Source organism: Paraburkholderia acidipaludis NBRC 101816, from assembly GCF_000684975.1.
GTDB lineage: Bacteria > Pseudomonadota > Gammaproteobacteria > Burkholderiales > Burkholderiaceae > Paraburkholderia > Paraburkholderia acidipaludis.
Map to the genome: position 1 here is coordinate 13655 of NZ_BAXZ01000025.1, position 20301 is coordinate 33955.

The following is a 20301-nucleotide window of genomic DNA, read 5'->3' on the forward strand; positions in this document are numbered from 1 at the left end:
AAGGGCGATGGAAATGGGACGATGGTGGGATCGTTCCGGTTGGCGGCTTGTGCGCTAACGTTTGCGGGATTTTTAGGGGCACGGACGGCGGTAAAAATGTCGGTGACTGAAATGAATATGTAAGATTTAATTTTGGAGCGGTTTGTTGGGACCGACTCGCCTTTGCGCGCTGTCTGCCGGTGAGCCGATAATTTGAAAACGGGTTTTTCCGATAAATCGAATCCGATTTTTCTGAATCCCGGTTTTGAGGCTATCCGATTCAAACGATAAACCCGATAGCATTATCCTTGCCTTTATTTTCATCGTTCGGAAAGGAGATAGACCGCCCGGCCGGGATCGCTAATTTCGACAGCGACGCCGAACGTCGTTCGGGTCCGGCGCCGGAAGAGGGCCGGCGTTGCGTCCTTTACAATGCGCGCATGTGCGGACTTATCCAGGAGACTTCATGATTATCAAACCCCGTGTGCGTGGCTTCATCTGCGTGACGACGCACCCTGCGGGATGCGGGGCCAACGTGCGCGAACAGATCGAGCACGTTGTCGCGGCGGGGCCCGTGGCGGAAGGCCCCCGCAAGGTGCTCGTGATCGGGGCATCGACCGGCTACGGCCTCGCGGCTCGCATTACGGCCGCGTTCGGTTGCGGTGCCGATACGCTGGGCGTGTTTTTCGAGCGCGGCGGCAGCGCCGACAAGCCGGGCACGGCGGGCTGGTACAACACCGCCGCCTTCGAACAGGCCGCAAACGCCAAGGGCCTCTACGCGCGGAGCCTCAACGGCGACGCCTTCTCCACCGAGGTCAAGCAGCAAACCATCGACATCATCAAGCGCGATCTCGGTCAGGTCGATCTGGTGGTGTACAGCGTGGCCGCGCCGCGGCGCAAGCATCCCGTGACGGGGGAGATCTTCACGTCGACGTTAAAGCCCGTTGGCAAGTCCGTCACGCTGCGCGGCGTCGACACGGACAAGGAAGTTGTCAGGGAAAGCACGTTCGAACCCGCGACGCAGGACGAGATCGATGCGACCGTTGCCGTAATGGGCGGCGAAGACTGGCAGATGTGGATCGACGCACTGGACGACGCGGGCGTTCTGGCCAGGGGCGCAAAGACCACCGCCTTTACTTACCTGGGCGAACGGGTTACGCAGGATATCTACTGGAACGGCTCGATTGGCGCCGCCAAGAAAGACCTCGACCGGACGGTTCTGAAGATTCGGGAAAGATTGGCGGCCCTTGGCGGCGACGCACGCGTTTCCGTATTGAAAGCGGTCGTCACGCAGGCGAGTTCGGCGATTCCGATGATGCCGCTCTATCTCTCGCTGCTATTCCGGGTCATGAAGGAGAAGGGCACGCACGAAGGCTGCATCGAGCAGGTCTACGGGCTCTTCAAGGACAGTCTCTACGGCGGTGTGCCGCACGTGGACGAAGAAGGGCGTTTGCGCGCCGACTACAAGGAGCTCGATCCCGAGGTGCAGGCGCGCGTGGGGCAGCTATGGGATCAGGTCGGCAGCGAGAACCTTTATCAGCTCACCGATTTTGCGGGCTACAAGACGGAGTTTCTGCGTTTGTTCGGATTCGGCATCGACGGCGTGGACTATGAGGCCGACGTGAATCCCGACGTGGCGATACCGAACCTCGTTCAGCTGTAGTAGCTGTAGTGTCAGGCGGCGCAGCCGTTGTCCGGGCTGCGCCTGCTCAGAGCCCTCCCAGCACGGTAGCGCATACCGTCCGGAACGTATCCGAGGCTTGCCTCAGTTTCCGAAGCTCGCCGTCCTGCAGCGTCGCTTCGCCCACTGCCAATCTGTCGTGGTCGACCTCAACGGCATGGGCGAGACGCCGCGCCGGTTCGCTCTTGTCGAAGGTCCGTATGAATGCCGGAACCTGGTCGAGGACCGTCCCGAGCCGGGCGCGCTCGGAAACAGGCGCTTCGCCGGTCTCCAGTTTCACCGCGACCGCGTCGAGCCTGTCGGCCAGCGACGCGAGAAACTCGGCCGCACGTTCGCGACGGGAAAAGCTGTGCGCCGCGAAACCGGATTGAATCGAGCAGGCGAACTGCGCTACGCGAAGAAGACAGTCGGCTGCGGACGGCACGGTTTCGATATTGGGCAAGCGCGTCACGGTTCGGCTCAGCCGGCCAGCTTCCTGAATGTCTCGAGCACGGCGTCGCCCTTGAACGGCTTGACGATCCAGCCCTTTACGCCCGCCGCCTTGCCGCGCTCCTTCATCGCCGGACTGCTTTCGGTCGTGAGCATGACGACGTTGACGGCGGTGTTGGCCAGCTCGCCGCGAATCTTTTCGACCATGGTCAGGCCGTCCATGTTGGGCATGTTGACGTCGCTGACGATCAGGCGGATGCCGGGGTCGGCCTTCAGCCTGGCGAGTCCGTCCTTGCCGTCGATCGCCGTGGCGACATCGAGCCCGTTGTTCTTCAGAAAGCCCGCGACTTCGTCGCGCACCGTGCTCGAATCATCCACCACCAGAATTTTTGCCATGCTCGCCTCCTTCGCGTGCAAGATTCAGAAGAGGTCGAGTTCGCCCGCTTCCACGAGCGTGTCGACGTCGACGATGTTTTCGGAAAAGTCCTCGGGAGACCAGCTCAGGCTGAAGACGAAGCGCTGATCGATCGTGACCGAGTTGCCGGTCTGCGGGTCCGTGAGCCGGTAGTGAAAGCACAGCTGCGGGTTGCTCGAGCCGAACGAAATGTAGCGGTTCTTGTGATTGACCAGCAGCGGCACCTGAACCTGGTTGCGCGACGTCATGGCTTCCTGATTCAGGAAACGGTCCTTGAAAGCGCCCCAGATCAGATTGGTCAGCTCGCCCAGCAGGCCGTTGATATCGCGGAAGTCGCCCGGCCCGTCGCCCTGGCTTTCCCTCGCGAGGAGGGCGAGCATGGGATCCTCTTCGACCTGCATCAGCATGTAGCCGCGGCACCACGCTCCGTCCAGCGGAATCAGGCTGAACACTTCGCCGAAGATAATGCGGTCGCGAACGATGCTCGGCGTGTCCCACGTGACGGAAACGCCGCGGAAGAGACTCGCGAGACGCACTTCGGTGATTTCGGAGATGCCCCGCACGAGGGCATTGGGAAATTCGAGGCTGAAAATGTACTCGTCGACGGCCGCCGAGAGCGCGGCCATTTCGCGCGTCGTGAAGGTGGCGCAAACGGCCTTGCGCAGCGCCGCGGGCAGGGCGTCGGGCGAGGTTTCCGGCGAGAGACGCAGGATGATCGGCAATTCGGGGCGCAGCGCCTCGATGCGCAGGGCCGCGCTGGTTGCTTCCTCGATGGAGCCGCCGTAGTCGTCCCCCAGCAGCACGCCGCCCAGATCGATGTTCGAGCGCAGCACGGACATGAGACGGTCGTGGCGCGCCTTGAGCGCGACGAGACTGCGCTCGTCGCAGAACTGCTTGAGCGCGGGAGCGTGATCGGGGTTGTCGTCGAGAACCAGCAGCTTGCTGATCGGGACTTTCGCGTCGGTCATGTGAACGTACCTGGTTGGGTCGGCAGCGTATCCCCCGCAATCATCGTGAGGTACGTTATGTAACCCTAATTAATTTCTCAATGGGGAAGGTCGATCGGTCAGCATCCCGATTGGGGCGAGCGCCGCAATTATTCCGGGCGAGTATGACGGCAGGGTGACTCAATCCGCATAAATCCGCCGTGCGCGATGAAATGCGTTATTGCATCGAACGGCCTAAATTAAACCGTTTTCCTGCCGTTAACTCCTAATCGGGCTGGACGATCAGGGCGACACGCCCGGCAGTGCGTATGACACTGCGTTCAGATGCTCATGCCGCCATCCACGGGCAGCGTCGCGCCCGTGACGAAGCTGCTGAGCGGCGATGCGAGGTACGTCACCCCATTGGCAATTTCTACCGGATCGGCATGGCGGCGCAGCGGAATGACTCCGTTGAGAAATGCGGTGGCGTCGGTGTTCAGCACGTGATCGAGCGAGCGTTCGATGGTGTTCTGAAATTCGTTCGCTACCGGCCCTGGGTGGATCGTATTCACACGTATCCTGCGCGGCGCGAGTTCTTTCGCGAGAACACGCATGAGACCGACCACGGCATGCTTCGACGTGGCATAAGCCGCAACGCCTGGATCCGCCGTCAAGCCCATGACGCTCGACATCATGATGATCGAGCCGCCGTCGTTCATCTGGGGAATCGCGTACTTGCAGGTGAGGAAGCTGCCGCGAACGGCCACGCGCAGCACCTGATCGAAGACGTCCTCGGGGTAGTCCGTCAACGGCGCGACCTGGCCGAACACGCCGGCGTTGGCGAACACCACGTCGATCTTGCCGAAGCGCGCGAGCGTTGCCGCCACGAAGCGCTGGGTGTCGCCGGCGTCACCGACGTCGGCGGCGCAACCCGCGGCGTCGGCATGCGCCAGCAAGGCGAGCGCCGCATCGATCTGTGAGGAATCCAGATCGACCAGCATCACGCGCGCGCCCTCTTCGAGAAAGCGGTGCGCCGTTGCGGTTCCAATGCTGCCCGCGCCGCCCGTGATCAGACAGGTTTTGCCGCTCAGTAAGCTCATCGTCCTTGCATTCCTGTTTCCGTGAAAGCGGGAAAGGTGGCCTGAGCCTCAAGCCATCGACGAACCCGCCTCGTGCGCGCCGCTCGTGCGGCGCGCGGTTTCCTTCATCAGCAGCCCGACGAGAAAGACGACGGCCGCGCCGCCCAGCGCCATGTAAAGCGGCACCGAAAGACCGAATTGCTGGGCCAGCGCGCCGCCGATTGCGGGCGCCGCCGTCGCGCCGACGATTTCGGCCGCCATGGTCGCCATGCCGATCGCCGTTGCACCCAGCCGCGCAGGAACGGTCTCCGTGGGCACCAGCACCATCAGCAGCGCGACGATGCCTTGCTGCGCGTTCGTCAGGAAGAAGATTCCCGCCAGCAGCCACAGATTGGCGTACAGCGACTGCGTCAGCATGGCGAGAACCAGCAGGGCAATCAGCACGGACATGATGAGGAGTGCTGCCTTGCGCCCGATGCGGTCCGAGAGGGTCGGGAAAAGGATTCCGAGGAGGAACGCCCCAAGGCCGGCGGCGCCGAGCAGGAATCCCGCCGTGGTGCCGCTTTGGCCCGCCACCTGCGTGATATAGAGCGGCGCGAAGACGTTGACCTCGAAGAGCCAGCAGATCACGCCAATCGCGCCGAAGCAGCAAAGCCACATGTTGCGGTACGTGAGGATCGAAAGATAGTCGCCGAGCGTGAGGTGTTCCTTCTCGATCCGGGTTTTGCGCTCGGGTTCCGGAACGAACTTCCAGATCAGGAGGCCAAGCATGATGCCCGGGACGCCGGCGACGAAGAATGCGGTTCGCCAGCCCGCGTGCGCGGCGACCTGGGTGGTCAGCACCGGGGCGACGGCGAGACCGATCAGCGACGCTGCGCTGACTACGATCCCGACATTGCGCCCCCGGTGTTGCGGTTCGGCCGTTTCCTCCGTGAGCGCCATGATGACCGAGAAGCAAGGCCCTTCGGCAATGCCTAGCAGCCCGCGCACCAGCAGCATCTGCTCGTAGCTCTGGACCACGCCGGATAGCCAGGAAAGCAGCGAGAACGCAAAGATCGAGGGCAGCAAGACCTTACGGCGTCCTATGCGATCGGACAGTGCGCCGAGCAGCAAGGTGGAGATTGCCCAGCAGATGCCGGTGATCGCGGCCAGATTGCCCACCTTCGTACTATCGAGGTGGAGGTCGCCGATCATGTAGGGCGCGAGGTAGAGCTGCGACATCCGGTCCAGAAAGACCGTTCCCCACGTCAGGAACAGCAAAAGCAGCACAAGTTTCGAACGTCCGTCCGACCTTTCCATGATGTACCCCTCCGTTCAATGAAGGACCGCCTGGTGGTGCCGCCATCGGTTGGCGGCGCGGCCTCGACCGGTGGCCTCACGCGAGGTGCGCGATGATCTTGCGCAGCGAACGCAAGAACTCCTCTTTGGAGGCAGGCCCGATCAATTCGTCCAGCATCTTGTCGTGCTCGCGTGCGTGCATGCGCAGCGTTTTCAACGCCTTCACGCCTTCGGTCGTCAGCCGCAGGGCGTAGCTGCGGCGGTCCGTGGCAAGACGTTCGCGTATGACCAGCCCGCGCTTTTCGAGTGCGTCGAGCACGGGCGTCAGCGTGGACTTGTCGCGACCGTTGGCCTGGCTCAGCGCGGTCTGGGAAATACCGGGATTCTCGTGAATCAGTTCCAGCGTGGCATAGAAGCCGGGGCGCAGATCGCTCGCGCCCACACGGCGCGCGAATGCCTGAAACGAAGCCTGCTGGGCAAGGCGCAAATGGAAACCAATGGTTTGTTCGAGCTCGCCAAACGCAATCTCCGGCGGCGAGTAGCGCGGTTCGGGCTGATCTTCCAGCACCTTCGCCTTGCGGGCGGCATTCGACTTGTCCTGGCTCATGGAGGATCGACCCGCATGAAATGGGTGAACGACTGCATTAAAGCAAATGATTGGAGATCCAACAGTTGGGAGTTCTACTAAGTGGGGACGAACTGTGGAAACCGAAGCGCGGGCACGGGAACGCTGTTTGCGCGCCGCTGCCCATCGATATCGATGCCACGAGGCTTCACGTGAAAGCGACCGTTACGCAGGCCTGGCCGTCATGCTGCATTGCGGCGGCGCTCGTCCTGGCGCATCCCGCGCACGCCGACGAAGCGGCATCTAGCACCATGCCTTGCGGCAAGCTGGTCGGGGCGAATGTTTCCGGAAACGCGGACGAGGGCTTCGTGCTGCGAGACGGCGAAGCCGTCGATTTCATTTCGGGCGGCCGGACGGCCCACGGCAGGCTGCTCATGTTCCATGACGGCGCATGGTTTCGCGCGTACTGGCAAGCGCAAGGCGGCGAGGAGAAATACGCGCTCGCCAACGCGGGTACGAATAGCGTGCGCCTCGTTTCCACGCCGCCGCAAGGCGCACCGCAGCGCGACGGCAAGCCGGGCACGGCAACCGGACCGCTGCAGGTGCTTTCCTGTCCGAAACTTTAGTTCACCGCCTGGGCGGGATCAGGCGCCATGTGAGCACGACGGCTAACAGGAACGCAACGTAGGCGAGCGTAAACACCCAGCCCGGAAAATCGTAGTACATCCAGGCACTGACCCAGCGCTGTATGAAACCTGGCTGCCCGGCGGCTCCGGCCGTTCCATTGCGCAGGTAATCCTCAAGCACGGTGAGCGGGCACGGCACATCGAGCACCGCAAGCGTTGCGACGATACCGATCGCGACGACGTGCGTGGTGCGAAACGTGCGATTGCGCGCCCAGTTCTGCCTCATGGCGGCGCCTGCCCAGATCGCGGCGAGGCCGCCAACGATGAAGAGCACGAGTAACGCGTGCAGCACAAGTACCAGATTCGCAAGCTCGCTCATGAAATAGTCGCCTCGGTCAGTTCGCGGTTATCGGAATTCGACCGCCGGCGGCGCCATTCGTGCGGATCGGGATCGTGAGCCTGTAAGCGTTTTGTTTGCAATCCATCGGCATGCCGGGCCGCGCGAGGAGGCCGGTGTAGACTTTGCCGGGTCCGCTTTGGCGCAGCGCGTCCACTGGAATTCCCGCAATGGTCAATCCCATACATTTCGATCTGCAGTCGCTCAGGGTCTTTCTGATGGTGGCCGAGCAGGGCAGCCTGACGAAAGCGGCCGAACGCGGCCATCTGACGCTATCGGCCGTCAGCAAGCGCATTGCCGAACTCGAAAGCGTGACGGACTGCGCGTTGCTGATTCGCCGGCCGCGCGGCATCGAACTGACGGCGGCCGGGCGTGGTCTCGTCGAACATGCCAGCCGCGTGCTCGACCAGGTGAACAGCATGGCCAGCGAAATGAGCGACTATGCGATCGGCGTGCGGGGGCACGTGAGACTATGGGCCAATACCTCGGCCGTTGTGCAGTTCCTGCCGGGCGATCTCGCGGGCTTCCTCGGTGCGAACCGGTCGATCAGGATCAGTCTCGAGGAACGCCTGAGCGGCGACATCGTCGAAGCGGTGAAGTCGGGCAAGGCGGATCTCGGCATTTTCGCCGACAACGTGCCGTCGTATGGCATCGCGCGGCGGCTGTACCGGCGCGACGAACTCGTCCTGCTCGTTCCGCAGTCGCATCCGCTGGCCCGCGAGGAGCAGGTCGATTTTGCGCAAACGCTCGAAGAGGACTATGTCGGGCTCAATACCGGCAGCTCGCTGTTCGCCAGGCTGACCGACGCGGCGTTCGAAGCGGGCCGGCCGCTCAAGCTCAGGATTCAGGTTTCGAGTTTCGACGGCATCTGCCGCATGATCGAGTCGGGGCTTGGCATCGGCATCCTGCCGCGCGAGGCGGTGCGGCAGGAACTCCTCGTCAGTCGGCTCGGCATGGTGCGGCTTACCGATGCCTGGGCGAGCCGGACGCTCTGGATCAGCGCGAACGATTCGTCGCTGTCCGCGCTGGAAGTTGCGAGGCTGTTCGATTTTCTCTCCGGCGGCGCACAGCCGGAGCCCGCGCACGAGGCTCCTTGATTCGCGAGCGGAGGCAGCGGGTTCAAGCGGGTTCAAGGGGGTTCATACGGGGTTGATCTCGTCCTGGCTGCGCCGTGTCGTCAACGGGCCGAGCGCGCGTACCGTTACGGCCACGATCACGAGCGCGGTGGAGATGACGCCGAACATCGCCCCGGCGCCGTACCCGTTCAATACCGGCAGCAGCAGGAAAGGCAACGCACCGCTCATGATGCGGGACAGGGCATAGGTGCTGCCGATGGCGGTGGAGCGCACGCGCGCCGGAAAGATTTCGGCCTGGTAGACGTGGTAGGCGTTGCTGAACACGTTCGAGGCGCAAGTCGTTAGCACACCGAAGACGACGATCAGGATTGTGTTTTCCGAATACGCGAAGCCGAAGCCGAAGACCGCGATCGAAAGAATCGACGCGATGACGAGCGTGCGGCGTTCGAGCCAGTTGAGAAGCGGGATCGAAAGCAGGGAGCCGGCCGGGTAGCCGAGGAACGACAGGGCCATGAACAGGGTGCTGCTGGTGACGTCGAAACCCCGGCTCTTGACCACGAGGCTCGCGAGCGTGCCGAATCCGTAGTAGCCGAAGCATTGAAACAGGTGAAAGACCACCAGCATCAGGAATCGCTTGTCATAAGGCGCCTGGCGCAGAACGGCGATCCGTTCGGCAAGGCCCACCGCGTGCGGCGCGGCGGGTCCGCTCGTGATCACCGGGGGCAGTTTCGCGCCCGCGCTTTCGGCAAAGCGGCGCAACTGGGCTTTCGCTTCGTCGAAGCGGCCGCGCGCCAGCAGCCAGCGCGGGCTTTCGGGCAGGCGATGCTGGACGAACAGCACGAATATCCCGCCCAATCCGCCAACGGCGAGGATCAGGCGCCATCCTGCCACGGTGCCGATCTGCAGCGTATTGAGCCCTACGGCGAGGAAGCCGACGAGGGGCACCGCGACATAGGAGACGGTATAGGCCCAGGCGGCAAGGCGGCCGCGGCGCTCCTTCGGCAGAATCTCCGAAAGGTAGCTGTCCGAAACAGGATAGATGGCCCCGACGCCGATCCCGGTCAGAAAACGGCAGAGCACGAGCATGTCCGCATTGACCGACAAGGCGCCGAGCAGCGAAAACGCGCTGTACCCCACGAGGCAGAACACGAACGCCTTGCGCCTGCCGATGCGGTCGGCGAGGCTGCCGAGACAGAGCGAGCCGAAAAACATGCCGATAAACGCCGAGGCGAGCAGCAGTTTGAAATCGGCGCTTTGCCGGGCGATGCCGAAGTCGTGTTGCAGCGCGGAGCCGATCGAGCTGACGAGAAAGATCTCGTACATGTCGAAGAAGAGCCCGATACCGACCACCCAGACGACGAAGCGATGCAACGCGCCCACCGGCATATCGTCCATCAGGCTGCCGAGCGCGGCATCTTTCGTTGTCTCGCGAGTCGCCTCATGAGCGACGCACTGCCTGGAGTCGAGGGCCGCCGCGTAGTCTGGGGCCGCGCCGAACACCGGCAAAGGTGTGCCCGCGGCCGCTTCGCCGCGCGGGTCGAGCGGGTTGATGCCCATGATGTCTCCTTGATGTTTCGGGTGTGGCGTGTGGCTTCCCGGGATCTACGTCCCGTGGCGAGGGCCGTCGCCATGCAGCAGTTAGTCCAGCAGATCGGCAATCTCGATCAGGTTCAGGTCGGGGTCTCGCACATAGACCGAGCGGATCTTGTGCGTGGCGCCCGTGCGCGGCACCGGCCCTTCCACGATGGGCCAGTTCACGCGCTGCAGATGTGCGATGACCTCGTCTAGCGGGACCGCCGCGATGAAACAGAGGTCCAGCGCGCCCGGAACGGGCAGGTGAGCCTTGGGCTCGAATTCGGCGCCGCGCACGTGCAGGTTGATCTTCTGGTTGCCGAAGCGGAAGGCGATGCGCCCCGCGCCGAACGTCTCCAGCTCCATGTGCAGCACGCGGGTATAGAAGTCCTTCGTGGCTTCGGGATCCACACAGGTAAGGACGAGATGATCGAGGTGATCGATCAGGGCCATGTCATGCTCCTTGTTGCGCGAAGGCGCGTTGGTCGGGAACGCTGTCGGCCAGCGCCGCTGGCTTTGCGTGAAGGTCGAGACGTCGGCCCGCTTTCAGGATCTGGCTGGGCACGTCGTGGCCGACGAGAACGGGCAACAGGGCGGCGGCATCGAGCGTCGCGGCGAGATTGACGCCGGTGTCGTAGCCGTCGAGCTCCAGCATATGCGCGAGTTCCTCCGTGCAGACGTTGCCGGTCGCGCCTGGCGCGTAAGGGCAGCCGCCGAGCCCGCCGAGCGACGAATCGAAGCGGATCACGCCGGCCGCGAGCGCCGCCAGCGTGTTCGCCAGCGCCATGCCGCGTGTGTTGTGGAAGTGCAGCGTGAGTTCCAGATGGGGGAACGCTTCGATTGCCCGGCGGCACAGATCGCCCACCTGCGAAGGAAAGGCCATGCCGGTCGTGTCGCACAGCGTAATGCCGTGCGCGCCGAGGTCGGAGAACCGGCTCATCCAGTCCATCACGGCGGCGGCCGGCACATCGCCTTCCATCGGGCAGCCCATCGCCGTGGAGAGCGACACGTTGATCGCCACACCGCTCCCGCTGCCGCGCACGGCCGCAACGACATCGCGAAGTTGTGCGAACGATTGCTCGCGGCTCATGCGCAGATTCGTGCGGTTATGGCTCTCGCTAACGGACATCACGAGATTGATTTCGTCGACACCGCACGTCAATGCGCGTTCGGCGCCGCGCACGTTCGGCACGAGCGCCGTGTAGACCACGCCGGGTACGCGAGCGATCCCATGCATGACGGCTTCGGCGTCGCGCAGCGCGGGAATGGCTTTGGGCGACGTGAACGAGGTGACTTCGATCTTCGCGAAGCCGCATTGGCCGAGGCGGTTCACGAGCGCGATCTTCGCATCCGTATCGACAAAGCGTGCTTCGTTCTGAAAACCGTCGCGTGTGGCGACTTCGTGGATAAAGAGCTTCTTTCGTTCTGGCATCATGGTACGGACTCCTTGTTAGATGATGCCGCGCGAACGCCAGGCGGCGCGCGTGCCGGCATCGATGCCGAGCGCGCCGAGCACCGCATCGGTGTGTTCGCCGAGCGCCGGCGCGGGACGCTCGATCGCACCGGGCGTCTCGCTCAGCTTCGGCACGATGCCGGGCACCTGAACCGGCGTGCCGTCGGGCAGCGCGGCTTCGACGATCATGTCGCGGGCCCGGTAGTGCGGGTCGGCGGCAATGTCGGCGGCGTCGTAGACCCGGCCCGCCGGAATCTTCGCTTCGTTGAGCGCGGCGAGCACCTCGTCGAGCGTGTGGCGGGCGGCCCATGCGCCGATAGCTGCGTCGATGCGCTCGACGTCCTTCACGCGCCCGTCGTTCTGCGTGAGCGCCGGATCGCCGCCCAGGTCGGGGCGGCCGATCAGGTCCATGAGCCGGCGGAAGATGCTGTCGCCGTTGCCGGCAATCAGCGCGTAGCGGCCGTCGCCGCACCGGTAGGCGTTGCTGGGAGCGATGCCGGGCAGACTGCTGCCGGCGGGCTGCCGGACCGCGCCGAACACGGAATATTCGGGCAGCAGGCTTTCCATCATGTTGAAGACCGACTCGTACAGGGCGACGTCCACCACCTGGCCGCGGCCGCCCTGTTGCTCGCGGTGCCGAAGGGCGAGCAGAATGCCGATCACGCCGTGCAGCGCGGAGAGCGAGTCGCCGAGCGAGATGCCCACGCGAACCGGCGGACGGCCGGGTTCGCCGCTGAGATGGCGCAGGCCGCCCATGGCTTCGGCTACCACGCCGAAGCCGGGGCGGTCGCGGTATGGCCCGGACTGCCCATACCCGGAGACGCGCAGCATGACGAGCTGCGGATTGATCGTTTGCAGCTCGTTCCAGCCGAGCCCCCACGCCTCGAGCGTGCCGGGACGGAAGTTTTCGATCAGCACATCGCTCTGCGCGATCAGGCGGCGCGCGGCGTCCTGGCCTTCGGGCGTGCGCAGATCGAGTGTTACGGACTGCTTGTTGCGCGACTGCACGGTCCACCAGACGGAAGTGCCTTCGTGCAGCAGACGCCATTTGCGCAGCGGGTCGCCGGTTTGCGGCGGCTCGATCTTGATGACTTCGGCGCCGAACTCCGCCAGCATCTTCCCCGCGAAAGGGCCCGCGATGAGCTGCCCCATCTCGAGTACCCGAACACCCTCCAAAGGCCGCTTCATCGCCGTGTCTCCTTCCTTCGATCAGCTGGAGATCATGTTGCGCGATTTTTTCGGGCCCGATAATCGATCGATGCTCAAGCAGGCTTTCCCGAACGGAAAGGCGCGGCTAGAGGGACATTCGGCATCGCAGTGGCGAACGGCGCCGCGCAGAGGGCCGCGGTAGCCTATCATGCTTGTGAGATTCTCCCGTTACTCGATCCCATGGCCACGGCGTCACACTCCCAGCTCGACCTTTCGAGGTTTCCGCGTCACGCGCTCCTTGAGGGCCCGACGCCCATTCAGCTTCTTCCCCGGCTGAGTGCCCACCTTGGCGGCATCAACATTTACGTCAAGCGAGACGATCTGAATGGCCTCGGCGGCGGCGGCAACAAGCTGCGAAAGCTCGAGTTCCTGATTGGCGAAGCGCTGGCAGGCGGTGCGGATACGATCATTACCGTGGGAGCCCGGCAGTCGAATCACGCCCGGCTGACGGCCGCAGCGGCGGCGCGCGTCGGCCTGCACTGCGAGCTCGTTCTGACCAGAGCGGTACCCCGTTTCGACGCCGACTATATCGACAACGGAAACATCCTGCTGGATGGCTTGCTGGGCGCGCGCGTGCATGACTTGCCCGGGTCCGCAAACGCATTGCAATACGCCGAAGAGCGCGCAAACGAGTTGCGCGCGAAGGGCCGAAACGTTTATGTCTGCCCGCTTGGCGGCTCAAGCCCGGCAGGCTGTCTCGGATACGCGGATTGCGCCGCCGAAATCGTGGCGCAATCGAGTGCCGCCGGTTTGACCTTCGATCGCATTGTCGTTCCCAACGGCAGCGGCGGGACGCATGCCGGACTCGTTGCAGGGTGGGTCGCATTGGGGCGGGACCCGTCGATCGTTTCTGCGTTCACGGTGCTCGGAAAGGCCGGGCAGGCGCGAACCACTACGCTCGAGAAGGCCAATCAAACGGCCAGACTCATCAATGCCGGCCTGAGCGTCGATAGTGCGGCGATTTCGATTGATGAAGGGCAGCTTGGGCCCGGCTACGGAATCCCGACGGAAGGAATGCGCGCGGCCGTTCGCCTGATGGCTTCGACGGAAGGGCTGCTGCTCGATCCTGTGTATGGTGGAAAGGCTTTCGCGGGCCTTTTGCAGAATGCCAGCTCCGGGAACTACGTTGCCGGGCAGAATATTCTTTTCATCATGACCGGTGGTATTCCCGGGCTTTTTGCTTACCGGAGCGAGTTTTGACGTCGGTTGGGCATTTCGGGTAACGCGAAGAAGAGGGCATGCTTTCCTTTTCGCGTGCGCCGGCGATGAGGGGAGCCTGGCAAAACGCGCAGGCCCTCGCTCTATGTCACGCCCAACCGGCGCCATCGATCATGTGCCGGATTGCTGCGCCGCTTTGATGAAATCCGGATCCTCAAACAGTTTGCGCAAGAGATCCTGGAATACGGCCGTGGTCTGATTCATGCCGTCGGATGCTGCGAGTGCGCCGAGAAATTGCGTATCCCACCGTTCATCGACATGCAGCACCTTGTCGTATCGCACAGACTGATCCCGGCGAACGACGAAGCGTGCGGTCAGTTCGGCACTGCCATCGAAGATATGAACTTCCGTCAGTATTCCTTCGATTTGCAAAGGAGCACTTGCATCATAGTTGCCTGATGTCGTCAGCTCGGTGCGCAGCGCCTGATTCAGATACGTGGACCAGGAGCCATCGCCCGGCGCCTGGATGCGCACCGTGCGGACTATCGTTTGAACGTCCGAGGGTTGGCTTTCATTGCTTGCGACCTGGAAGCGCGCGGTAGGCGGTACGCTGCCCAGTTTCATCTGGTTAGCCACGCTTGCGTGATAGGGCAATATTTGTTGCGTCACGCAACCAGTCAGGCTCGTCAATGAAGCGAGCATCGCCAGCCCGGCGAGCGACCTGGCCAGACGACGTGAAGGTGGTCGAGTTGTCATTGGGCGATATCGGTCGACTGATCCAGTTCCTCGAGGCTTTTGCCCACCATCTGCCGCAGCACCGTTTCGCTTGCCTGCTGGATCGGCATGGGCTTCAGGCCTTCGGGCCCGGAGGCGTTGCCGACCGTCGTGTAGATGGCGTCCTTGACGACCTTGTCGACGCTCTCGTGACCGGGTTCGACATAGCTTGCCGTGCACTCGTAGCCGTCGGTGACCATCGTACCGATCAGGCCGAACGTCAGACCCACGCCAAACCCTTTCGCTGCAACGTTGTCCGTAAGCGGTACGTTATTGATCACAATCGACAGCTTGCGGCCGGACGGAACCGGATCGTAGGATACCTGACTGAACAGGCCCGACTGGGAAACCTGCTCGTAGATATGCGATTTCACATAGTCCGTGCCGCGTGCGTTGGTGACGCCTTTGGTCTGGAATTCAACAAGAAGCTGGATTGGCTGCGGCGTCGCCGGTTTCTTCAAAGCTGAGGCATTCGGCTCGCCAAGTGAATTGTCCACATACGAATGCGGAGTCATGCAAGCGGAAAGAGACAAGGCAAGGCTGGCGGTTCCGACTAGCGTTGCGGCGCGGCTCATGTTGAACATCTGGTTTCCCCGTAAATTGATAGATGGTTTTTAGAAAAAATCGCAGCGCTATACTTAATCGCACTGCGAACCTTTGCCTCAGAATGGCTGGTTTATTGCTTCGAAAGTTGACCGTACGCGATTGCCGAATTATTCGACGACCTGATCAGATAAGTGATCGTGCGTTGATACAAATTGCTACCTGAAATGGGAAGGAAGGTGATCGCGGCATTGCCCGAGTAAGTCGTGCCTTCCTGCAGCAGGCAGCCGCCGGTCGTCGTGCCGGTGACCGATAGCGTATAGAGGTTCTGGCTCGATGACGGCGTGGCAAGCAGCAGCGTGCCCGTGACCGGGCAATTGCTCAGCGTGCCGGTCACGGCTCCGTTGTCGGACACCGTCAGCGACGATCCCGTCTCCGACCACGTTCCCGTTACGCTCGATTGCGATACGGCCAGCGCATTCGCCGGATCGTAGGTCCACGAGAGGCTATACGTGGTGCCGTTTGCCACATAGCTGCCGGCAAAAGTCTGACTGCCTGCGAATGTGCCCGAACCCGAGGTGGTTGGCCAGTAGGTGCCAAGATCGAAGTAATCGCCGGAGGTGAGCGTCCAGTTCGGCGCGGCCGTGGTGACTACGCCAAAGAACTCCTCAAGAACGGTGCTTGCTACTCCGCTCATATAGGAGATGTTATTTTGGGAATCGATAAACGCGGTGTTTCTTGTTACGCCATATCCGGTCGACCAGATGCCTTCAATGCCGTTGCCCGTGGATGCAGTCGAACCCGCCTGAGGACTCGTCAGGCTCGGTAATGCTTCACCTGCTACGGTCGGTGTCGATGCCGCTGCGGGTGACGAGGCGGCAGCCGGTGATGAAGCGGTAGCCGAGGAGGGCGACGAAGCGCTGTTCGCTGCGGATGCCGCCGATCCGCCGGAACTTCCACCACCGCCGCCGCCACAAGCGGCGAGGGCCATCGTCGCAACCAGAGACGGAACCAATAATTTCTTGTTTTTCATGTACTTTCCAGTTATTCCGGGCGCCGTCCGCTCAAAAAGATCCCCCGGCGTTGAACACCCGATTAATGCCTGCGTGCATCCCATGCATCAATTCGCTAACCGCTTTTAATCTGTCGATCTGGTGGTATTTCGAAATGCTGCGTAAGACGTAAACGGCATTTACACCGGCGACTTTAATTTTCGGCAATAAAAATGCGGAATGAATAAAGCATTCCCGGGTCGATAGACGGGAATGTCATTTGATGATATAAGGCGCCTGATTTGGAATGGGCCGCTTTTAATCGACCACTAATCAGGCGCACGAGCAGGTAGCTGGTTGACCCGCCCGATTGGTGCGCAGCGGCGCTATGCCACGTCCCGCACCTCGACCTCGGACGCCGTCACGATGCGGTTACGTCCCATCGCCTTCGCCGTGTAGAGTGCCGCGTCGGCCCGCGCCATGGCGCGCTCCAGAGTATCGTCCGGAGCGATCCGGTCCACCCCCGCGCTGAGCGTACACCGCACGCCGTCGACAGGCGACTGTTCCACGGCCAGTCGCAGCGCGTCCGCCAACTCGGCGGCGCTGTCCTTGCGGGCATCCACGAAAACAATCGCGAACTCTTCGCCACCCAGTCTTCCGAACAGATCGTCGGACCGCAGTTGACCGAACACAACCGACGCGATGTGGGTAAGCGTGCGGTCGCCAATCGCGTGACCAAAGCGGTCGTTGATGCCCTTGAAGTTGTCGATGTCAAGAATGGTGATGGACAGCGGCTTGCCTGTCACCACTGCCTCGGAAAGCAGTCTGTTTGCCTTCGCCATGAACGCGCGCCGCATGAGTGCGCCCGTCAGTTCGTCGATCGTCGCGAGTTTGTCCATTCTCTTGACGATTTGATCGTGGACCAGCATCACCATGCCTATCGACATGCACGGTAAGGAAACGATCCCCAGACCGACGAGCAGGACATTCCAGGGCGAAGCCTGCAAAAACGTGCTGGGCGGCACGAGACCAAAGATGATCGCGACGGCCCGCGCGACATGGACTAGCGCGCCAAGCCAGGCGGCAGCGGTGACGAAACGGAAGGCGTACCGCGCGCCGTCGCGTGGCGTGTGGCGCAGCACCAGAATACCGACGGCGATTCGCCCGTAGGCGAGGACGGTGGACAGGAGGATGACCCTGGCATCGACGTTCGGCGAGACGCACGTAAAGTACGCCAGCGCAGCGAAGGCAATGCCGAATGCGGCCGACTCTTTGTGCAGCGCGGGGCGCATGCCGAGAAACTGACGCGTACCCTGTACGAGCAGCAGCACGGCCACCAGCGCGATGAGCGAAGTGCAGACGATCGCAAGCGGGTGTGGCCGCTCGCCGGCGAGCAGCACGAACGCCGAAGTCACCGCGAATAGTGCGTAGGAAGCGCACCAGCGGTCTATCCCCGGCACCGCGGTCCGGTGCAGCGAGCCCAGGATGGCGACACTCATCAGGCAGGATACGATCAATATCCCGAATAGCGCGAGCGGGCTGAACATGAGTTTGGGCGGGCGGCAAAGGAGAACGGATCGGGAAAGACAGGCCGCTATCAAACGCATGAAAGCAAAACGAAAACCATGGGCTGCGTATCCCGGCGGCGATGAAAGCATATCGTATCGCGCGCGTATTCCGGGAATTTCCGTCAACCCGACTCGTGCAGATAAATCCAGGCGCGGGATGCGGGATTCGTTATGTCATTGCGCCATCCGGGGGCCGCTGAAAGGGCTTTTAATTAAACGCCGTCTAAATCGGCACGGCGAACGCAAACCCGGTGATTGCGCAATCAGGCTTGCAGGCGGTCGACGTGCACGAGCGTAGCGGGACCCGTTCGTGCGCTTGGGATCGATCCGGTTTTGTGTTATCAAGGTAAGCAGCACGAACAAGAATCGGTAGCGGCACTTTCAGGGTTCAGCCGGGGGGCACACCAGAAAGAAGTTGTGAAAGGAGGCGCCCGTGCACGAACCGGATGGTTTCCTGTTGTCGTTGCATGCTGCGGCCCGTGAGGTCCCGTTCGAAGTTTTCCAGGAGCATGCGCTCAATCTGCTCAGACAAATTCTGCCGTTCGATGCGGCACGCTGGGGCATGGCGCGGCACGACGCGCGCGGCGCCGAGTTTCATGCACCGTATCTCTACAACGACTCGTCCGAAACGCTCAAAGATTATGACGAAGTCCGGGAAGACGATCACGCGGCCCATTGGTGTCTAGCCAATCTCGACACCGCGCTGAATTTTCACCTGCCCGACCTCTACGTGCAAAACCGCACGCCGGGGCTGCTCGACTATGTACACCGTTACCGGCATATTCAGGCCTTGATCATCGGCCGGCGGTGCGGGGAAGCGGGTATGCGTCAGGCGATCTCGTTGTACCGCGCCTACGAGGACAAGCCGTTCGCGGAGGCGCAGCGGCGGATGCTGGAGGTTGTCTTCCCGCATCTTGCGGAGGCCTTGCAAACCAGCATGGCGTTCCATGTGGAGCGGATCAGGCCACGCGGCGGCGAGATCGTGTGGTCACTCGCCATCTGCGATACGGCAGGGGAGTTCCGCTTCGTCGAGCCGGGCTTTTGCGATCTGTTGCGCGAGGAGTGGCCGAACCTCGCGCAACGTAGCTTGCCCAGGCAGCTTGCCGGCCTGATCGGCGGAGCCAGGAAAGCGCGCTTTCAGGGCCGCGCGGCGCTCTTCGTTATCGAAGTCGTGCACGGTACGGTCTTCGTGCGCGCCCGTGTGCGTGTGCCGGTCGACGCGCTCTCGCCGCGCGAACTCGAAGTCGCCAGGCTGGCGGTGGCAGGGCTCACGCATAAGGAAATTGCGAAAGTGCTTGCGCTTGCGCCTGCTACCGTTCGCAATCATCTGCAGGCTATTCATGAGCGTGCCGGTGTGCACACTAACGCCGAGCTCGTGCAGCAGCTTAGATATGCCGGCGTTTAGAAGGCTCAACCCGCCGGAATCACATCGATCCGCAGAGCCTCGCCACCGCTTGCGACGGCAAGCAAACGGTCGATATTCGGATGCGCACCCGGGCGATTGCGCGCGTCGGCGGTATGTTCGGCGAATACGGCAAGACCATGCTCGGCGGCACGCGCATCGAGCGTCCCGAACACCTGCTTCAGGTAGTGATAGACCGCGAGCGACCCCTGTTTGCCCGGTTTGTTCTCGATGCTCGCCGTCACGGCGCCCTGGCCGTCGATCAGGTCGATGCGCTCGATGCCGTCGATAGCGGGCAGTTGGGCGAGGTTGTCCTTGAATACGTTGCTCGGTTGAATCACGCGAAATACTCCGTTGAAGGGGATGAAACTGGCGGCCCGCATCTTAACCTGGAACCCGGCTTGCTACGTAACGGCAGCCAAGGCCGCGAATGCATCGTGGTCCGAAACGATTCCGGCAGCCACGGCACCTGGCGGCGGCAACGCTTCCATCAGATAGTTATCGATAGGCGCTCGGGACGCAGTTCAATCGGCACGGTGAATGGGCTTGCTCGCGAGAGTCATGCGGCACGTTGCGACGTGCCCAGATGCAGGGCGGCATACTGCAATAGCATGATGGTTTTCCCGTCTTCGATCCGGCCTTCTTCGATCCATTGGAGCGCCGTGCTCAACGGCAACTCGATCACCTCGATTTCCTCGCCTTCGGCTTCCACGCCGCCGCCGCGGCCCACGCGCATGGAGGAGTCGTATTCGCCCACGTAGAAGTGCAATCGCTCGGTCACCGAACCGGGACTCATGAACGCCTCGAACACCTTGCGCACCTCGCGCACGCGATAGCCGGTTTCCTCCTCGACTTCGGCGCGGATGCGCGCCTCGGGCGTGGCGTTGTCGAGCAGGCCGCCCGCTGCCTCGATCAGCATGCCGTCGTGGCCGCCGACGAATGCGGGCATGCGGAACTGGCGCGTCAGCACGACGTGCGCCGTTTCGGGATTCCACAGGAGGATCGTCGCGCCGTCGCCGCGGTCGTAAGTCTCCCGGTTCTGCCGCTGCCAGCTGCCGTCACGGCGGCGGAAGTCGAACGTCACCTTTTTCAGCACATACCAGTCGTCGGACAGGACAGTCGTTTCGACAATACGAACCCGCTCGCGCGTTGCAGTCATGGCACTCTCCATTCGACAGA

23 protein-coding genes are annotated in these 20301 nt (G+C 62.5%); 5 read left to right on the forward strand and 18 right to left on the reverse strand.

Annotated features, from left to right (window positions below):
* The first annotated feature begins 445 nt into the window (after nucleotides 1-445).
* Nucleotides 446-1642: an enoyl-ACP reductase FabV gene (gene fabV, locus BAC01S_RS24395; RefSeq protein ID WP_027797115.1), complete on the forward strand. Its 1197-nt coding sequence runs from the start codon at nucleotides 446-448 to the stop codon at nucleotides 1640-1642.
* A 46-nt stretch (nucleotides 1643-1688) separates the two neighbouring features.
* Here the strand turns inward: fabV and BAC01S_RS24400 are convergent, their stop codons facing one another.
* From BAC01S_RS24400 to BAC01S_RS24425, 6 genes are all read right to left on the reverse strand, one after another.
* Nucleotides 1689-2102, reverse strand: a complete 414-nt coding sequence (locus BAC01S_RS24400; RefSeq protein WP_156954530.1) for a hypothetical protein — start codon at nucleotides 2100-2102, stop codon at nucleotides 1689-1691.
* Between the two features lie 17 nt (nucleotides 2103-2119).
* Complete coding sequence (locus BAC01S_RS24405; protein WP_027797117.1) at nucleotides 2120-2485, reverse strand: response regulator; 366 nt, start codon at nucleotides 2483-2485, stop codon at nucleotides 2120-2122.
* Between the two features lie 24 nt (nucleotides 2486-2509).
* Nucleotides 2510-3472, reverse strand: a complete 963-nt coding sequence (locus BAC01S_RS24410) for a chemotaxis protein CheX (protein WP_027797118.1) — start codon at nucleotides 3470-3472, stop codon at nucleotides 2510-2512.
* 299 nt (nucleotides 3473-3771) lie between these two features.
* A complete protein-coding gene (locus tag BAC01S_RS24415; RefSeq protein WP_027797119.1) occupies nucleotides 3772-4530 on the reverse strand; it encodes an SDR family NAD(P)-dependent oxidoreductase in 759 nt (252 codons plus the stop codon).
* A 48-nt stretch (nucleotides 4531-4578) separates the two neighbouring features.
* On the reverse strand, nucleotides 4579-5808 hold the full coding sequence (locus BAC01S_RS24420; RefSeq protein WP_027797120.1) for an MFS transporter: 1230 nt from the start codon (nucleotides 5806-5808) through the stop codon (nucleotides 4579-4581).
* A 76-nt stretch (nucleotides 5809-5884) separates the two neighbouring features.
* Complete coding sequence (locus BAC01S_RS24425) at nucleotides 5885-6394, reverse strand: MarR family winged helix-turn-helix transcriptional regulator (RefSeq protein ID WP_027797121.1); 510 nt, start codon at nucleotides 6392-6394, stop codon at nucleotides 5885-5887.
* A 170-nt stretch (nucleotides 6395-6564) separates the two neighbouring features.
* On the opposite strand from BAC01S_RS24425, the gene BAC01S_RS24430 reads away from it, so the two are divergent.
* The gene (locus BAC01S_RS24430; protein ID WP_407667955.1) at nucleotides 6565-6978 is read left to right on the forward strand and encodes a hypothetical protein; all 414 of its coding nucleotides are present in this window, start codon (nucleotides 6565-6567) and stop codon (nucleotides 6976-6978) included.
* Nucleotide 6979: 1 nt separating this feature from the next.
* Here BAC01S_RS24430 and BAC01S_RS24435 read toward each other — a convergent pair whose 3' ends face one another.
* Entirely contained in the window at nucleotides 6980-7357 is a 378-nt protein-coding gene (locus BAC01S_RS24435; RefSeq protein ID WP_027797123.1) for a DUF2784 domain-containing protein, read from the reverse strand.
* Between the two features lie 16 nt (nucleotides 7358-7373).
* The gene (locus tag BAC01S_RS34840; RefSeq protein WP_156954531.1) at nucleotides 7374-7559 is read right to left on the reverse strand and encodes a hypothetical protein; all 186 of its coding nucleotides are present in this window, start codon (nucleotides 7557-7559) and stop codon (nucleotides 7374-7376) included.
* On the opposite strand from BAC01S_RS34840, the gene BAC01S_RS24445 reads away from it, so the two are divergent.
* Nucleotides 7546-8472, forward strand: a complete 927-nt coding sequence (locus BAC01S_RS24445) for a LysR family transcriptional regulator (protein ID WP_027797124.1) — start codon at nucleotides 7546-7548, stop codon at nucleotides 8470-8472. The genes BAC01S_RS34840 and BAC01S_RS24445 overlap by 14 nt on opposite strands.
* A gap of 42 nt (nucleotides 8473-8514) precedes the next feature.
* Here BAC01S_RS24445 and BAC01S_RS24450 read toward each other — a convergent pair whose 3' ends face one another.
* From BAC01S_RS24450 to BAC01S_RS24465, 4 genes are all read right to left on the reverse strand, one after another.
* Nucleotides 8515-10008 (reverse strand): MFS transporter, encoded by a 1494-nt coding sequence (locus BAC01S_RS24450; RefSeq protein ID WP_084168834.1) that lies wholly within the window; start codon nucleotides 10006-10008, stop codon nucleotides 8515-8517.
* Between the two features lie 81 nt (nucleotides 10009-10089).
* A complete protein-coding gene (locus tag BAC01S_RS24455; protein WP_027797126.1) occupies nucleotides 10090-10476 on the reverse strand; it encodes a VOC family protein in 387 nt (128 codons plus the stop codon).
* Nucleotide 10477: 1 nt separating this feature from the next.
* Nucleotides 10478-11458: a hydroxymethylglutaryl-CoA lyase gene (locus BAC01S_RS24460; protein WP_027797127.1), complete on the reverse strand. Its 981-nt coding sequence runs from the start codon at nucleotides 11456-11458 to the stop codon at nucleotides 10478-10480.
* Between the two features lie 15 nt (nucleotides 11459-11473).
* Nucleotides 11474-12664, reverse strand: a complete 1191-nt coding sequence (locus tag BAC01S_RS24465; RefSeq protein WP_027797128.1) for a CaiB/BaiF CoA transferase family protein — start codon at nucleotides 12662-12664, stop codon at nucleotides 11474-11476.
* A 201-nt stretch (nucleotides 12665-12865) separates the two neighbouring features.
* On the opposite strand from BAC01S_RS24465, the gene BAC01S_RS24470 reads away from it, so the two are divergent.
* Complete coding sequence (locus BAC01S_RS24470) at nucleotides 12866-13885, forward strand: D-cysteine desulfhydrase family protein (protein ID WP_027797129.1); 1020 nt, start codon at nucleotides 12866-12868, stop codon at nucleotides 13883-13885.
* A 129-nt stretch (nucleotides 13886-14014) separates the two neighbouring features.
* Here BAC01S_RS24470 and BAC01S_RS33400 read toward each other — a convergent pair whose 3' ends face one another.
* The 4 genes from BAC01S_RS33400 to BAC01S_RS24490 all read right to left on the reverse strand — a co-directional run bounded on the left by BAC01S_RS33400 (nucleotide 14015) and on the right by BAC01S_RS24490 (nucleotide 17699).
* Nucleotides 14015-14599: a hypothetical protein gene (locus tag BAC01S_RS33400; RefSeq protein WP_156954532.1), complete on the reverse strand. Its 585-nt coding sequence runs from the start codon at nucleotides 14597-14599 to the stop codon at nucleotides 14015-14017.
* Entirely contained in the window at nucleotides 14596-15201 is a 606-nt protein-coding gene (locus BAC01S_RS24480) for a hypothetical protein (protein WP_027797131.1), read from the reverse strand. The genes BAC01S_RS33400 and BAC01S_RS24480 overlap by 4 nt, the downstream gene beginning before the upstream one ends.
* 92 nt (nucleotides 15202-15293) lie before the next feature.
* Nucleotides 15294-16193 carry a hypothetical protein gene (locus BAC01S_RS24485; RefSeq protein WP_027797132.1) on the reverse strand — a complete coding sequence of 300 codons (900 nt, stop codon included), beginning with the start codon at nucleotides 16191-16193 and terminating at the stop codon, nucleotides 15294-15296.
* Between the two features lie 345 nt (nucleotides 16194-16538).
* The gene (locus tag BAC01S_RS24490) at nucleotides 16539-17699 is read right to left on the reverse strand and encodes a GGDEF domain-containing protein (protein ID WP_027797133.1); all 1161 of its coding nucleotides are present in this window, start codon (nucleotides 17697-17699) and stop codon (nucleotides 16539-16541) included.
* 454 nt (nucleotides 17700-18153) lie between these two features.
* Between BAC01S_RS24490 and BAC01S_RS24495 the strand changes: the two genes are divergently transcribed.
* Complete coding sequence (locus tag BAC01S_RS24495; RefSeq protein WP_027797134.1) at nucleotides 18154-19125, forward strand: helix-turn-helix transcriptional regulator; 972 nt, start codon at nucleotides 18154-18156, stop codon at nucleotides 19123-19125.
* A 5-nt stretch (nucleotides 19126-19130) separates the two neighbouring features.
* Here the strand turns inward: BAC01S_RS24495 and BAC01S_RS24500 are convergent, their stop codons facing one another.
* Nucleotides 19131-19463, reverse strand: coding sequence for a DUF2322 family protein (locus BAC01S_RS24500; protein ID WP_027797135.1), 333 nt, complete (start codon nucleotides 19461-19463; stop codon nucleotides 19131-19133).
* A gap of 218 nt (nucleotides 19464-19681) precedes the next feature.
* Complete coding sequence (locus BAC01S_RS24505; RefSeq protein ID WP_027797136.1) at nucleotides 19682-20281, reverse strand: NUDIX domain-containing protein; 600 nt, start codon at nucleotides 20279-20281, stop codon at nucleotides 19682-19684.
* Nucleotides 20282-20301 lie beyond the last annotated feature (20 nt).

Excerpts from the sequence above, each read along its gene's own strand:
- BAC01S_RS24420 (WP_027797120.1), bottom strand. The coding sequence starts at position 5,808 with ATGGAAAGGTCGGACGGACGTTCGAAACTTGTGCTGCTTTTGCTGTTC.
- BAC01S_RS24445 (WP_027797124.1), top strand. The coding sequence starts at position 7,546 with ATGGTCAATCCCATACATTTCGATCTGCAGTCGCTCAGGGTCTTTCTG.
- BAC01S_RS24490 (WP_027797133.1), bottom strand. The coding sequence starts at position 17,699 with ATGTTCAGCCCGCTCGCGCTATTCGGGATATTGATCGTATCCTGCCTG.
- BAC01S_RS24405 (WP_027797117.1), bottom strand. The coding sequence starts at position 2,485 with ATGGCAAAAATTCTGGTGGTGGATGATTCGAGCACGGTGCGCGACGAA.
- BAC01S_RS24485 (WP_027797132.1), bottom strand. The coding sequence starts at position 16,193 with ATGAAAAACAAGAAATTATTGGTTCCGTCTCTGGTTGCGACGATGGCC.
- BAC01S_RS33400 (WP_156954532.1), bottom strand. The coding sequence starts at position 14,599 with ATGACAACTCGACCACCTTCACGTCGTCTGGCCAGGTCGCTCGCCGGG.
- BAC01S_RS34840 (WP_156954531.1), bottom strand. The coding sequence starts at position 7,559 with ATGGGATTGACCATTGCGGGAATTCCAGTGGACGCGCTGCGCCAAAGC.
- BAC01S_RS24465 (WP_027797128.1), bottom strand. The coding sequence starts at position 12,664 with ATGAAGCGGCCTTTGGAGGGTGTTCGGGTACTCGAGATGGGGCAGCTC.
- BAC01S_RS24460 (WP_027797127.1), bottom strand. The coding sequence starts at position 11,458 with ATGATGCCAGAACGAAAGAAGCTCTTTATCCACGAAGTCGCCACACGC.
- fabV (WP_027797115.1), top strand. The coding sequence starts at position 446 with ATGATTATCAAACCCCGTGTGCGTGGCTTCATCTGCGTGACGACGCAC.
- BAC01S_RS24470 (WP_027797129.1), top strand. The coding sequence starts at position 12,866 with ATGGCCACGGCGTCACACTCCCAGCTCGACCTTTCGAGGTTTCCGCGT.
- BAC01S_RS24415 (WP_027797119.1), bottom strand. The coding sequence starts at position 4,530 with ATGAGCTTACTGAGCGGCAAAACCTGTCTGATCACGGGCGGCGCGGGC.
- BAC01S_RS24410 (WP_027797118.1), bottom strand. The coding sequence starts at position 3,472 with ATGACCGACGCGAAAGTCCCGATCAGCAAGCTGCTGGTTCTCGACGAC.
- BAC01S_RS24435 (WP_027797123.1), bottom strand. The coding sequence starts at position 7,357 with ATGAGCGAGCTTGCGAATCTGGTACTTGTGCTGCACGCGTTACTCGTG.
- BAC01S_RS24455 (WP_027797126.1), bottom strand. The coding sequence starts at position 10,476 with ATGGCCCTGATCGATCACCTCGATCATCTCGTCCTTACCTGTGTGGAT.
- BAC01S_RS24480 (WP_027797131.1), bottom strand. The coding sequence starts at position 15,201 with ATGTTCAACATGAGCCGCGCCGCAACGCTAGTCGGAACCGCCAGCCTT.
- BAC01S_RS24425 (WP_027797121.1), bottom strand. The coding sequence starts at position 6,394 with ATGAGCCAGGACAAGTCGAATGCCGCCCGCAAGGCGAAGGTGCTGGAA.
- BAC01S_RS24450 (WP_084168834.1), bottom strand. The coding sequence starts at position 10,008 with ATGGGCATCAACCCGCTCGACCCGCGCGGCGAAGCGGCCGCGGGCACA.
- BAC01S_RS24505 (WP_027797136.1), bottom strand. The coding sequence starts at position 20,281 with ATGACTGCAACGCGCGAGCGGGTTCGTATTGTCGAAACGACTGTCCTG.